Origin of the sequence: Brevibacillus sp. AG (assembly GCF_028369215.1) — a bacterium.
Lineage (GTDB): Bacteria > Bacillota > Bacilli > Brevibacillales > Brevibacillaceae > Brevibacillus > Brevibacillus porteri.
In genome coordinates, this window is record NZ_JAQMYO010000014.1 from 72,039 (window position 1) to 84,358 (window position 12,320).

Annotated in this window: 12 protein-coding genes; 4 read left to right on the forward strand and 8 right to left on the reverse strand. The window is 48.1% G+C overall.

Going from position 1 to position 12,320, the window contains the following annotated elements; all coding sequences use genetic code 11:
* Nucleotides 1-6: 6 nt before the first annotated feature.
* From POF51_RS27625 to POF51_RS27640, 4 genes are all read right to left on the reverse strand, one after another.
* Nucleotides 7-1,482 (reverse strand): glycosyltransferase family 4 protein, encoded by a 1,476-nt coding sequence (locus POF51_RS27625; protein ID WP_069851985.1) that lies wholly within the window; start codon nt 1,480-1,482, stop codon nt 7-9.
* A gap of 202 nt (nt 1,483-1,684) precedes the next feature.
* On the reverse strand, nt 1,685-1,834 hold the full coding sequence (gene rpmG / locus POF51_RS27630) for a 50S ribosomal protein L33 (RefSeq protein WP_007726139.1): 150 nt from the start codon (nt 1,832-1,834) through the stop codon (nt 1,685-1,687).
* Nucleotides 1,835-1,858: 24 nt separating this feature from the next.
* Nucleotides 1,859-3,073 carry a GTP-binding protein gene (locus tag POF51_RS27635; protein WP_106834868.1) on the reverse strand — a complete coding sequence of 405 codons (1,215 nt, stop codon included), beginning with the start codon at nt 3,071-3,073 and terminating at the stop codon, nt 1,859-1,861.
* 249 nt (nt 3,074-3,322) lie between these two features.
* On the reverse strand, nt 3,323-4,279 hold the full coding sequence (locus tag POF51_RS27640) for a hypothetical protein (RefSeq protein ID WP_106834869.1): 957 nt from the start codon (nt 4,277-4,279) through the stop codon (nt 3,323-3,325).
* A 255-nt stretch (nt 4,280-4,534) separates the two neighbouring features.
* Between POF51_RS27640 and POF51_RS27645 the strand changes: the two genes are divergently transcribed.
* From POF51_RS27645 to POF51_RS27655, 3 genes are read left to right on the forward strand one after another with little or no spacing between them, the layout of a single operon-like run.
* Nucleotides 4,535-5,899: a VCBS repeat-containing protein gene (locus POF51_RS27645; protein ID WP_026042946.1), complete on the forward strand. Its 1,365-nt coding sequence runs from the start codon at nt 4,535-4,537 to the stop codon at nt 5,897-5,899.
* Nucleotides 5,900-5,936: 37 nt separating this feature from the next.
* On the forward strand, nt 5,937-6,644 hold the full coding sequence (locus POF51_RS27650; RefSeq protein WP_017247206.1) for a response regulator transcription factor: 708 nt from the start codon (nt 5,937-5,939) through the stop codon (nt 6,642-6,644).
* Nucleotides 6,631-8,025 (forward strand): ATP-binding protein, encoded by a 1,395-nt coding sequence (locus tag POF51_RS27655; protein ID WP_069851983.1) that lies wholly within the window; start codon nt 6,631-6,633, stop codon nt 8,023-8,025. Before POF51_RS27650 ends, POF51_RS27655 begins: the two co-directional genes overlap by 14 nt.
* A gap of 106 nt (nt 8,026-8,131) precedes the next feature.
* On the opposite strand, the gene POF51_RS27660 is transcribed toward POF51_RS27655, so the two are convergent.
* Entirely contained in the window at nt 8,132-8,764 is a 633-nt protein-coding gene (locus POF51_RS27660; RefSeq protein WP_069851982.1) for a nitroreductase family protein, read from the reverse strand.
* A gap of 127 nt (nt 8,765-8,891) precedes the next feature.
* Between POF51_RS27660 and POF51_RS27665 the strand changes: the two genes are divergently transcribed.
* Nucleotides 8,892-9,647 carry an SDR family NAD(P)-dependent oxidoreductase gene (locus POF51_RS27665; RefSeq protein WP_069851980.1) on the forward strand — a complete coding sequence of 252 codons (756 nt, stop codon included), beginning with the start codon at nt 8,892-8,894 and terminating at the stop codon, nt 9,645-9,647.
* A 222-nt stretch (nt 9,648-9,869) separates the two neighbouring features.
* Here the strand turns inward: POF51_RS27665 and POF51_RS27670 are convergent, their stop codons facing one another.
* Genes POF51_RS27670 through POF51_RS27680 form a run of 3 tightly spaced genes read right to left on the reverse strand, consistent with a single transcriptional unit; the run spans nt 9,870 to nt 12,217 of the window.
* On the reverse strand, nt 9,870-11,543 hold the full coding sequence (locus POF51_RS27670) for a b(o/a)3-type cytochrome-c oxidase subunit 1 (protein WP_069851977.1): 1,674 nt from the start codon (nt 11,541-11,543) through the stop codon (nt 9,870-9,872).
* A gap of 15 nt (nt 11,544-11,558) precedes the next feature.
* A complete protein-coding gene (locus tag POF51_RS27675) occupies nt 11,559-12,026 on the reverse strand; it encodes a cytochrome c oxidase subunit II (protein ID WP_017247200.1) in 468 nt (155 codons plus the stop codon).
* Nucleotides 12,027-12,049: 23 nt separating this feature from the next.
* The gene (locus POF51_RS27680) at nt 12,050-12,217 is read right to left on the reverse strand and encodes a hypothetical protein (RefSeq protein ID WP_017247199.1); all 168 of its coding nucleotides are present in this window, start codon (nt 12,215-12,217) and stop codon (nt 12,050-12,052) included.
* Nucleotides 12,218-12,320 lie beyond the last annotated feature (103 nt).

Here is a 12,320-nt window from a genome sequence, read left to right on the forward strand (position 1 = left end):
ATTGTGTTAACCGTATAGGAGTGCATTGACAAGCCTTTGATAGCCGATATCGGAAAAGAAATCGAAAGTGGCTTCGGCGGAATCACTCCCATCGAACTCATCACCATTTTCGGTACACAGATCGGCAAAATTTTGGAAAACTCCGGTACTGGTGATGCTTTGGTTGTCATCATCAAAGCAACTCCAATCGTGGACGATGCTAAATGGTTGCAGGATGGTATCACAGTATTGATTGCTTTTCTCGTCATTATCTCCACCCTTGTCAGGCTCCGCTTGCCTTCGCTCGGGCTGGACGCCATGCTCGGTACCAAGGCATTCGTGTAAATCTTGACGTTCATGGCAATCGACAGCGGTGCACTGGTCTTTTGGAAGCTCATCCTTTTGTAAAGCTTTTTCAGATTCATAAATGTGATTGAGTCTATCTGCTGTTGCACGCCAACTAAATTTCTCCAAGGCAATTTGACGAGCTTCTTGCTTCATTTTCAAATACAGTGGCTTATTCATGATCAGCGAACAAATCGCATCGGCGAAGGCTTGCGGATTTTTATATTGGTTGATCAGCAATCCAGAACGGCCATGCTGAATCACTTCTTTTATGCCCCCGTTTTTCGAGGCAACGACTGGCAATCCGGAAGACATCGCTTCGACGTTAACAAGGCCGAACGATTCATGCTTTTGCGAAGGACAAATGAACAAATCGGCCTTTCTAAAAACACGGTGGATATGACAATGGGGAATCGTACCTAGAAATTCGGCATGTACCCCAATTTTACGAGAGAGCGACTGCAATTGCCTTGCATATTTGCTTGTTGGTGTTCCTCCTGCAATCATTACTTTGACAGGTTGGGCTACCTGTTTATTCACGAGCTTAACTGCTTGAAGCAATATGGGAACGCCTTTGCGCGGAATCAGCCTGCCTGCGAACAATAAGGTGAAGGCACCGCAATGAGAGGTTTTTTGAATAGGGGAAAAGCGAGATGTATCCACGCCAAGCCATGCAACCCGGATTTTTCTCGACATACTAGGAAAACGAGCAGAAAGCCGACTTTCAAGCGAAGAACTGTTGGTAATAATCAAGTCTGCTTTTCGTAATCCGGCCAAGGTCTCTGCTCGACTAGTATGGGGAAAGTTGACAAAAGTCAGCGAGTGAAGATACAAGGACACAGTTGCATTCGGAAACATCGATTTAATCTGCCTGACGAACTCCGGACGGTTATCAATTTGTAAAACGTCAAATCGGCGTTTTTTCAGGATTTTTTTCACATGGGTCAAATATTTCGCAGGACTGCCGGTAGGAACGCGATAAATGTGCACCCCATCAATAACAGAATACTTCGGATAACGAGGATGCGCTCTGCTGATGATCGAGACCGAGTGCCACTTACTCAATTCTTTGGCGATCGCCAGAATCGTAATTTCGACGGACCCCCCAAGAATGGGGGGGACGGGAATTTGCTCGGGGGCGATGATCACGATTTTCATACCGAACCCTCTCCTGTTTAAGAGCTAGGACTTGCAGCATACTCATCAAGTTCCTGCAAAAAAGGACCGATGCTCCTCACTAAAGCAAGTGCCCATCGCATCCGGGAAGAATTCTTCATTCGATAGACACACGTACATTTTATGTTTTGGTGATAAGAAGGTGTTGGGCAGGGTGCCTATGGTCTTCAGACATTTTTTAGAATCACTTTGTTTCCCTATGAAGGGTATAGCGTTTTAGACGCGGAGAGTATTTTTTCAGTTCCAATCGCTCGGGATGATTCCGCTTGTTTTTGGATGTGATATAGTTGCGGTCTCCGGTTTCAGTGCATTGCAGGGTAACGTTCACGCGCATGGATGTCAGCCTCCTCTGTTTTGGTTACAATGTCGTCTCGATTACAGCATCTGCTGTTGGGAGTGGATCGGGCAGCTTACTCCAGTCCGCCTCGTATTCCTCATCGTTCAGGAGGCATGCATCGAGCTGCTTCACGATTTGCTCCTGGTTCAGATCGATCCCGATAAAGACGAGTTCAATAGTTCGATCCCCATGTACGGGATGCCATGTTTGCTGCCAGTCTGGCTCTTCTACCAGAATGGCTTTTTGCTCTTCCGCCGATAATGCTGCTGTCCAATAGCCAGCCGTTCCGATTTCAATGGATGGCCCCGCCTGGCTGAGTGACATCGCCACGTCATTCCGTGTCGCCAACCAGAAAAAGCCTTTGGCACGCACGACCTCCTCAGGCCACTCCTCCAACCACTTTTCTAAACGGGCTGGATGAAAGGGCCTGCGACTGCGATAAACGAAGGAGGAAATTCCGTACTCGTCCGTCTCAGGTGTATGCTCTTCCTTTTGCAGCTCAGCAATCCATCCCGCTGATTGACTGGCAGCCTCGAAGTCGAACAGGTTGGTATTCAAAATTTCTTGCGGGTCTACCTGCCCACGAACAGCGCGGATGAAGCGAGCATTTGGCTGTAGCTTGCGCAGAACGGCTTCCAGCTGTATTAAATCGTCTGGAGCGACACGATCGCATTTGTTCAGGATCAACACATCACAGAATTCAATCTGGTCGATTAAAAGATCGGCCACCTCACGGGTATCCTCTTCGCCAACTGCCTGCCCTCTGTCCAAAAGGTTTTCGCCGGACGAAAAGTCATGCCAGAAGCGGTATGCATCCACTACGGTCACCATCGTGTCCAAGCGGCACAGCGACGATAAATTGATGCCATTTTCTTCGTCTACGTATGTGAAAGTCTGGGCGACAGGAACCGGCTCGCCTACTCCCGTCGATTCAATCAATATGTAGTCATACCGTCCTTCCAAAGCCAGACGCTCTACCTCTGTCAGCAAATCCTCTCGCAAGGTGCAGCAAATGCAGCCATTCGAGAGCTCCACGACCTTTTCGTCCACGCGTGAAAGACCACTGCCCGAGAGGATCAGAGAGGCGTCTACGTTTACTTCGCTCAAGTCGTTAACGATCACGGCGACTCGTAGCCCGTCCCGATTGTTCAGGACATGGTTCAGTAGCGTCGTTTTTCCCGCTCCCAAGTACCCGCTCAGGACTGTGACGGGGATTTTCGTTTCTTTCATGTTCATGCTGGGTTCTCCTTTTTGTTTTACTCAAAGCGTAATCATTACGATTTGTTTGTTATCATAACGCATCGAAATATCCGAAGTCAATATAAAACGTAATAATTACGATTTAAACACCAGAGAATAACCTTTATTTCTCCTTTCGGAATGACTTTTCACGAATAATCCTGCAAGATGGCTAATGCCTGCAAATTTGTATTAAAAAAAATCAGCCAGATTTCACTCTGACTGATTTCCTCCACACCTACTCCATTATTGTTTTTTCGCCTTATTCATCCCAATCGCTTCCCCATAAACCCCAATAACTGGCTGATACGCCTCACGATCATTTAATTTCCCCTGCTCGACGACTGGCTGCAGGCTATTTTTTTTCCATGTAAGTTGACTGTATACATGACCTGTCGCAGTCGGCATCGTGACGAGGATGTCTTTTACCTGATCGGCATTGCCATCCGTGATGGCGAGCTTCGGAAGAACACCGCTGTCTCGTTTTCCTACAGAGATAAACGTCTGGTGATTATCCTTTCCTCCGCGAACCACGACACGCAGGTTATGGGCCGTCTGATTCATCGATACGCCCATCTTATCGCCTACAAGCAAAATGTGATCCTTAATATTGTCTCCGGTCACATCTGCATACTTCGAATCAAGGACAAAGGTACTATCGTTGCCCAAATTGAAGCCGCTATTGATCGTCACATCTGGCGACGGCATATTGTCCCAGTCTGCTTTTTGAACCGTTACCTGTAAAAGCTGCGGCTGTTTATTGACGATGTTCCACACACTGGTCGCCACTGCCAAGCGATCCTCCGTATTCAGCCCCCACAAGGTTTGCTTGCCTATATAACGCAGGTTGCCTTTCGTATCCCGGAATGGCACCAACTCCACCAGCTTTTGCGTATATCCATCGGTTGCCTTTTGCAGCTTTCCATTGGCATGATAAATCCCTTGCCTCACGTACGTAGCCTTATTGTCCGATATATCTACTGTACTCGTCGCTTTCGTTTTTGCATTCGTTACTTTTGCCACAAATCCATCGATAAATTGTATGCTGAACGGGATATTTTGCTCTGGTTGCAATAAAACTACTGGCGCGTACGCTTGCGATTGGGTGCCACTCGCTTGAACCAGGTCAGCCCCAACGCCCGAAGCCATGAGAACCGCGCCGCTGCAAAGAACTGCCGCCATCGTTTTGTGCCATGCTTTCATCCTATTCTCCTCCTTCGTATAGATAACATCCAACTCCGATCCTACATTTTTAAACGAAATTGTTAGGTCAATTGTTGCTAGTAATATACTACCTGTTCTTTCGCACTTTTTTCCTGTATAAGGAAGCTCAGAGCACGTTCGCTATTTTATGAAAAAGCTCGAAAACGGGTTTTTTTACCGTTTTGCAACAATTTTGCTGGATGGGCAAGCTACAATATAGTCAAATGGATGCAGCAACAGAAAGGAACATTTGAAATGAAAAAGGCTTGGCTCGTAACGACAGCACTCTGCGCCTCGCTTGTTAGCGGTTGCGGACTCACAGATACACCCAATGAATTGATGCGCGCCCCATCAGCAGACGGCGATCAAAAATCGATCAATCAGGCCGTCATGCAATTTTTGCCGGCTGGGTCACAATTATCTGTTCCTCTACATCCCGCAGAAGCCAGTGCCGTCTCCCTACAGGATCTAAACGGAGATGGGATTGCGGAGGTAGTCGCTTTTTACAAAACAGAAAAAACCGACTACGAAATCGGTGTGCTTGTGCTTACCCAAAAGCAAGGAAACTGGGAAAAGCTCTCCTCCTTTACTGGTGTTGGCAGCGAATTGGATTACGTCTCCTTTCAAGATCTCACAGGTGACAAAGTTCCGGATATGCTGATTGGAATGGGTGGCGGCGAAGATTTGAACAAGGAACTCTCCGTTTATTCGCTAGCCAATAATATGACTCAGGAATTGATGAAGCAGCCCTATTCCATTATGGCAGTAGGTGATTTGACAGGAGATGATCACGCGGATCTCGCTCTCGTTGTTCTTGATAAAAATAACTTCACATCCAAAGCCGAGCTGTATGGGGCGGCGAGCGGCACAATCGCTAAAAAGACTGAGTTAGCCCTAGACGGATATGTAAATGGTTACTATCAGGCTATCATCGGAAAAGCTTCGCCAACCCGAAACGGACTATTTATTGATGCTGGATTAGGTGCTCACTCTGCTTCTACTGAACTACTCCTCTGGGACAATGGACAACTCTCCAACCCTTTGGCAAAAATAGAAGGAGAGATGGATCTGACCTTCAAGCCATATTCTTTGGAAAGTGAAGATATCAACGGTGATGGCATCATCGAGATCGGCACGAAAATACAACCGGCTGGGACAGAGGATTTGGCCATGGCAGAAATCCCTTGGGTCTCCTCCTACTTCCAATGGGACGGGAAAACGGGCTTGAAACACATCGAGGATCATTATCAAAATTACACACAAGGGTTTGACCTCAAGATTCCGGCAAAATGGGGCGAAAAATACACCATCTCCATCAACCATGATACGAATCCGTTTCTCGTCCGATTCCTTTATTACGGAGCGAATGGAAAAAATAAGGCAGAATTACTAACGCTGCAAAGCATCCCCCAAAACGAATGGGTGAAATTTGAAAACGGATTGAAGCAAAAACAAGTTCCCTACATTTTGCTGAAGGAAGAGGGAAAACAAGTCTTAATCGCCATTTTACCGCAAACGACACCTACCCTTGGAAAGGCTGCTCTCGCGGAATATCGATCGATGCAGCTTACCGCAGAGGAAGTTCGTCAGCTCTACAAACCGATAACGAGCCGGGAATAAAGTGAAATAGTAAATCCTTATCAAGGAGATTTGCCCTATGAAGGTTCTATTACTGGAAGACGAGAAATCCATCCGAGATTTTGTGCGCATTAATCTCAAACGCGAGGGCTATGAGGTAATCGAGGCTGGCACCGGAGAAGAGGCACTTGATCTCGCAGATCAACAATCGGACATCGTCATTGCAATTCTCGACGTCATGCTCCCCGGCATTGATGGCTTCGAAGTATGCGGGCAGCTGCGCAAAAAATATCCGCGTCTCGGGATCATTATGCTGACAGCTAAAAGCCAGGAGCTGGACAAAGTCATGGGTCTCGAATTCGGAGCAGACGATTACGTCTCCAAACCGTTTAGCCCTGCGGAACTGCTGGCCCGTGTCAAAGCGTTGCACCGCAGATTGACACCCATTCCTGAGGCTGAGGACAAAAATGAAATTAACATTGCCCCCTTCACGCTGTTGCTCGATGAACGCAAGCTGATTCGGGTGGAACAAGAAATTGACCTCACGCCAAAAGAATTTGCCATCATCAAACTACTCGCTGAAAATGCGAACAAAGCCATCAGTCGCGACGAGATTTTGACAGCAGTTTGGGGTCAATTTTTTGTCGGGGACTTAAAAATCGTGGATGTGAATATCCGCAGAATCCGGCAAAAAATTGAGGACGATCCGGCTCATCCAGCTTTCTTGGAGACAGTCTGGGGGTATGGCTACCTGTGGCGAAAGGACGTCCCCGATGAAAGGCATTAAGAGTAGGCTGGTTCTTCATTTCGGCCTGATCCTCCTTTTAATCGTACTGCTCTTGGAAGGACTGTTTTACTGGGCCGTTCATACGTATTACATCGGGACTGCGACCGAAGCATTAGTGACCCGCAGCACGACCTTCACCAATTTTATTAACAAGTACGCCACTGGCTATCGGTTAAAAGACAAAGCACGCTACATTTTGGAAAATGTTTCGAATCAGGAATACGCCAAAATTGAGGTCTTGGACCCAGGAGGAAAAGTCATTCTCAACTCCTACGGCTTTCAGACCAGCGAGATCATCAATACCCCTGACGTCATGGATGCCATCAAGGGACAAAGTGGTCTCTACATCGGGAAAAGTCCACAGTCGCGGGAGCGTGTCATCGCGGTGTCCAATCCACTAACGTACAGCGGAGAATTTGTAGGCGTTCTGCGATACACGATCTCCGCTGAACCGCTCTATCAAGCAGTCAATCGCATTGCCTTGTACGGGGCAGGCGTTGGGACAAGTGTAGTCGTCCTCGCTTTTGCGCTCAGCCTACTCATGGCAAAACGAATCGTCGACCCTATCGAAGATTTAACGAGTGCGGCTAAACAAATGGCGGAAGGAAATTTCGCTGTCCGCGCGCCAAAACGATTCGAAGATGAGGTAGGAACCCTCGCGGACACTTTCAATTACATGGCAGCAGAGATCGGGAAAAACGAAAAGCTGAAAAATGACTTCATCTCCTCTGTCTCCCATGAGTTGCGTACCCCACTTACGTCGATTAAAGGATGGGGCGAAACGCTCATTTCGGGCGGTCTGGAAGAGCCTGAAGAGACGATGCTCGGTCTGGAAGTCATCTCCAAGGAGACAGATCGTTTGATCGGGCTCGTCGAGGAATTGCTCGATTTCTCGAAGTTTCAATCCGGTGAGATGAAATTGTCCCGCGAACGCATGGATGTCCGAGAGCTTCTCAATGATTTGCATCTTCAATTTTCAGTACGTGCCAATGCGAAACAAATCGAGTTGAAGCTAGAGACTCCCCCTACCCCACTCATGGTTTTGGGAGACCCGAATCGGCTGAAGCAAGTTTTTGTGAATCTATTGGACAACGCGTTGAAATTCACGCCACAAAATGGCTCGATCGTCATCGCAGCTTCCTTGTCAGGCGATAGGCTCCTTGTCACCGTCACGGATACTGGTGAAGGCATTAACCCGGAAGACCTGCCGCATGTCACAGAAAAGTTTTTCAAGGGACGCTCCAAGCTCTCCGGTAGTGGTCTGGGATTGGCGATCTGCAAAGAGATCATTCAACTCCATGCCGGGCGGTTTTCGGTCAGCAGCGCCCTTGGTCAAGGAACATCGATTATGGTGGATTTACCGTTGTTGGCGAATCAATAAGGCAGGAAGAGCGAATAGCTCTCCTGGAGAAGATATGACAAAAAAACTCATCCTTGCCGCATTGAATATGAGGCGTGGATGAGTTTTTTGCTGTTGGAACACGATATTAGAAGCTGTTTTGAATGACCAGTTCGTCCAGGCCAAAACGGGAAGTTGAATAAGCTTGCACGCTTGCTTTCCCCAAAGTCAGCATGAGTGTTGGCAAATAGCGGGATGGGATGTTCAGCTCTTTAATGAGCGCATCGCGGTTGTAGCCACCCATTGGGCACGTGTCGTACCCTTTTGCTTTTGCCGCCAGCATGAGCTGCATCGCTGCATAGGACGAATTACGGATTGCTTCATCACGCGCAATTTCTGGGTTGCTATTGTAAGCCCCTTCGATTTGCGCGATCATAGTCTCACGCACTTGCTCTGTAACGTATCCTTTTGCCAATGCTTCATCATAAACAGGGCGAGCAGACTTATAAGCCTCCAGATCGCCGAGAATGATGATGGTAGCATAAGCATCCACTACCTGCTGCTGATTGTATGCAATTGGGAGCAGTTTTTCTTTGATAGCCGGATCAGTCACGACAAGAAAACGCCAATGCTGCAAATTCCAGGATGATGGCGCACTTGCTGCAAGACGCAGAATTTCGTTCAGCTCGCCTTGTGGAATTTTTTCATTGGGATCGTATTTACGCACGCTGTGACGGGCTTCCATTACCTGTTCAGCGGTAATTTTCAGTTCTGTATTCATGGTTGAATCTCCTCCATACTGTATAGTACGCTGTTAAAAAGATACTACTTACTTTATTATCGTTACGAACATTTTGCAATTACTTTTTTCATTTCGCTTCATACTCTATTGTTTGGAGGCACTCTCGATGAAATACACGGATAACATTGTCATCGTCACTGGCGGTGGCCAAGGCATTGGACGGGCTGTTGCCACCATGTATGCTGCCGAAGGTGCACATGTCGTCATCGCCGAATACAATCGCGCAGCGGGAGAAGAAACGGCCTCGCTAATCAACACGACAGAAGCAGTGAAAGGCACAGCCCACTTCGAGCACATTGACGTCAGCGTGCCAGCGCAGATCGAACAATTGATGAGAACCGTCGATGAACGTTGGGGACGCCTCGATGTTTTGATCAACAACGCGGCCTTGTCCGTATGGGAATCCCCCTATGAACTGACCGTCGAAGCGTGGGACCATATCTTGAACACGAATTTGCGCAGTGTCTTTCTCGCATCGAGGGAAGCAGCCAAAATCATGCGTCGCCATGGTGGAGGCGCTATCCTTAATCTTTGTTCGACGCGGGCGCACATGTCCGAGCCACACTCAGAGGCATACGCGGCTTCCAAAGGAGGCATATTATCCTTAACCCATGCGCTTGGTGTCTCACTCGGCCCCGATGGAATTCGTGTCAATGCGATCTCTCCCGGCTGGATTGAACACCACGATTATGCCGCTCTTCGACCCGAGGATCATGCCCAGCATCCGGCAGGTCGCGTAGGTACACCCGATGATATTGCCCGTGCGTGCCTATTTTTGACGCAAAAGGACAACGATTTCATTACGGGTACTGAGCTGATTGTAGATGGCGGAATGACCCGCAAGATGATATATGAGCCATAAGCTAAACCAATGTCCTCCCTCTTGAATATATTGTGCTAACAAGAGATAAAGGAGGAGTTGTATGCCATTTGAAGAGGAAGACCTCAGAATTCTCGCCCTATGGCTTTTGGCAATCGGGTATCTGATTCTTGCCTTTACCGAATTGGCAGCGCTAGAGCTTTTTTAAAAAGAAGGGCCGCTCGCTTCCAAACGGAATGAGCGGCTTTTTTCGTACGTATCGTCTTACCAAGTCACAAAAGGCGGCGAGCCTGGTGCCTGATGCTGAATTTGTTCCAAAATCGGATAACCGTAAGCGAGAATAATCAGGAAGGCAACGAGTCCGATCCAAACTGGCCAGCGTTCCAAAATTTTTGGAACTTCTTGCGTTGTTTCTGTCTCGGCAATCGGATATTCCGTATTTCCCTTTGGTGCGTAGAAAGTCAGATACAGCAAGATGGCGATCAAGAGAATCGCGGATACGAACAGCAGTCCGCCACCAAACGCCATCACGCGCTGATAATCCATCCAGCCCAAAGCTAACGGGTGGTCCATATACGTCGTGTAATCTGTGCGGCGCGGAGCCCCTTGCAAGCCCATTGCGTGCATGGCGAGCGACATCAGGAACATTCCTACTGCCCAGAATACCGTTTGTACCATTCCCATGCGATTCGCAGTCTTGGTTAACTGACGTCCAGTCAATGCAGGTATCAGCCAAAAGCTGACGCCGAAGAAGGTGAGCGCCACCGCAGCTCCTACGGTGATGTGGAAGTGACCCGTAACCCAAATCGTATTGTGTACGACCGCGTTAATCTGGTTACTTGCGTTAATAATTCCCCCAGCTCCGCCAGGAATGAAGAACAGCATCCCAACAAATGGGGCGAAGAAGCGTACATCTGTCCACGGCAGTTTTTTCAACCATCCGAAAAGACCAACACCACCTTTTTTACGTCCGGTCGTTTCAAAAACCGCAAACATCGAGAAGGCTGTCATCAACGACGGGATAACGACGATCAGCGTTAATGTCACGTGTATCATTTTCCATGCTGGCGAAATTCCTGGCTCCATCAATTGATGGTGGAACCCAACTGGGATGGAGAACAAGAGCAAGCAGAGAAAGGCAAGTCGACTGAGCGAATCACTGAAGACATGACCGCCAATGATTCTTGGTAAGCATACATACCACGCCATATAAGCAGGCAATAGCCAAAAATAAACGAGTGGATGACCGAAAAACCAGAACAGCGTACGGCTGAGCATGACGTTAATCGTTGGAACCAGCCCGAGTGACCACGGGATAAGTTGGAACAGAACCTCAACCGCTACAGGAATTGTCGCTGTAATCCACAAGACATAGGTAGTCACACCCATGAAGACGAACAACGGGGACATTTTCCCTTTATTTTCACGTTTCCATTTACGATAGCTGGCAAAAACCCCGAATCCCGCTAGCCAGCTACCTACTACGAGCAAGGCAGAACCAATGTAAAAGTACGGAGATGCTTTCAGTGGTGCGTAGAACGTATAAAGGACAGAGGCTTCATTCAGCAGAATGGTAACAACAGCCATCAATGTCCCTACCGTCATGAGAATCCAGCCGGCCCATCCAAATTTTAGAGCGGCTCCGTGCAAGGAACCACCTGTCGTGCGGGCGACTCCTGAGAAAATAAATCCGACGATGAAGTACGTGGTAAAAATAAGTGCCATCAACACGCCGTGGGCGGTCAAAATTTGATAGTAATTTGTCCAGCTCGGCAGTTCCATGATTCCACTGCGAACCATGCCCTGTACCATCCCTGCCACAGCTGCCAATCCGAATGCAATATAAGCTACCCACACATAGGCCAAACTAAGTGTTGCCGCAGAACGCTGAACCGGAACATGGGGGAGTGTATCGTCGATCTTCCGTGCGATTACCATAGGATTCACCTACCTTTATTTCACAATAATCGTGGTCGCCATTACCTGATGACCTGCGCCACAGTATTCGTTACAAAGGATCAAATACTCACCTGGCTCGTCAAACGTGTGTGTCGCCGAGCTGATGTGTCCAGGCAGAACCATGAAGTTAATGTTGGTCTCTGGAATCTGGAATCCGTGAATAACGTCTGGACTCGTGACGTGGAAATTCACCGTTGCGCCAACAGGTATTTCCATCTTGTTCGGAGCGAAGCCGAACGCAAATGCTGTCATGTAAGCGTCGTATTCGTTGTCTCCTACCTGTTTCAAGCCTGGTTTATCAAAAGGAGGTGTCTCCGTAACCTTCTCCGGATCAATCATTTCCATATTACTTGGCGGAGCCATCCCCATGGCAAACGCATTGACGCACAACAATACAATAAATAAGGCCAAACCACCTGCGCCAAGCATCAACCAGATTTTTTCATATCGATGCAAATGCATAAGTACCCTCCTTTACTTCCTAATTACGCCCTATCCAGGAAAAGCCCGAATACACCCAACCAACCGACAAGAATAATACCTCCGACGATCAGAACCGCGACAAACGTTCCCTTCAAGTCTTCCTGGTTCGTTTGCAGCTTGCTGGATTTAGATTTCTTGCCTTTCTCCGCCTTGTCAACTTGCGTCTCCATCGCGCTCTTCTCCTTTCCTACGTGCCTCATGGGCGCGGTGTAGTATTCACGCCTTCATTTTACCGCTGGAACCCCTTGGAAGTAATTCGGGGAAATCCCCTAA

Coding starts and splice junctions, on each gene's coding strand:
- POF51_RS27680 (WP_017247199.1), bottom strand. CDS start 12,217: ATGGAGACGCAAGTTGACAAGGCGGAGAAAGGCAAGAAATCTAAATCC.
- POF51_RS27670 (WP_069851977.1), bottom strand. CDS start 11,543: ATGGTAATCGCACGGAAGATCGACGATACACTCCCCCATGTTCCGGTT.
- POF51_RS27635 (WP_106834868.1), bottom strand. CDS start 3,073: ATGAACATGAAAGAAACGAAAATCCCCGTCACAGTCCTGAGCGGGTAC.
- POF51_RS27625 (WP_069851985.1), bottom strand. CDS start 1,482: ATGAAAATCGTGATCATCGCCCCCGAGCAAATTCCCGTCCCCCCCATT.
- POF51_RS27640 (WP_106834869.1), bottom strand. CDS start 4,279: ATGAAAGCATGGCACAAAACGATGGCGGCAGTTCTTTGCAGCGGCGCG.
- POF51_RS27660 (WP_069851982.1), bottom strand. CDS start 8,764: ATGAATACAGAACTGAAAATTACCGCTGAACAGGTAATGGAAGCCCGT.
- POF51_RS27645 (WP_026042946.1), top strand. CDS start 4,535: ATGAAAAAGGCTTGGCTCGTAACGACAGCACTCTGCGCCTCGCTTGTT.
- rpmG (WP_007726139.1), bottom strand. CDS start 1,834: ATGCGCGTGAACGTTACCCTGCAATGCACTGAAACCGGAGACCGCAAC.
- POF51_RS27655 (WP_069851983.1), top strand. CDS start 6,631: ATGAAAGGCATTAAGAGTAGGCTGGTTCTTCATTTCGGCCTGATCCTC.
- POF51_RS27675 (WP_017247200.1), bottom strand. CDS start 12,026: ATGCATTTGCATCGATATGAAAAAATCTGGTTGATGCTTGGCGCAGGT.
- POF51_RS27650 (WP_017247206.1), top strand. CDS start 5,937: ATGAAGGTTCTATTACTGGAAGACGAGAAATCCATCCGAGATTTTGTG.
- POF51_RS27665 (WP_069851980.1), top strand. CDS start 8,892: ATGAAATACACGGATAACATTGTCATCGTCACTGGCGGTGGCCAAGGC.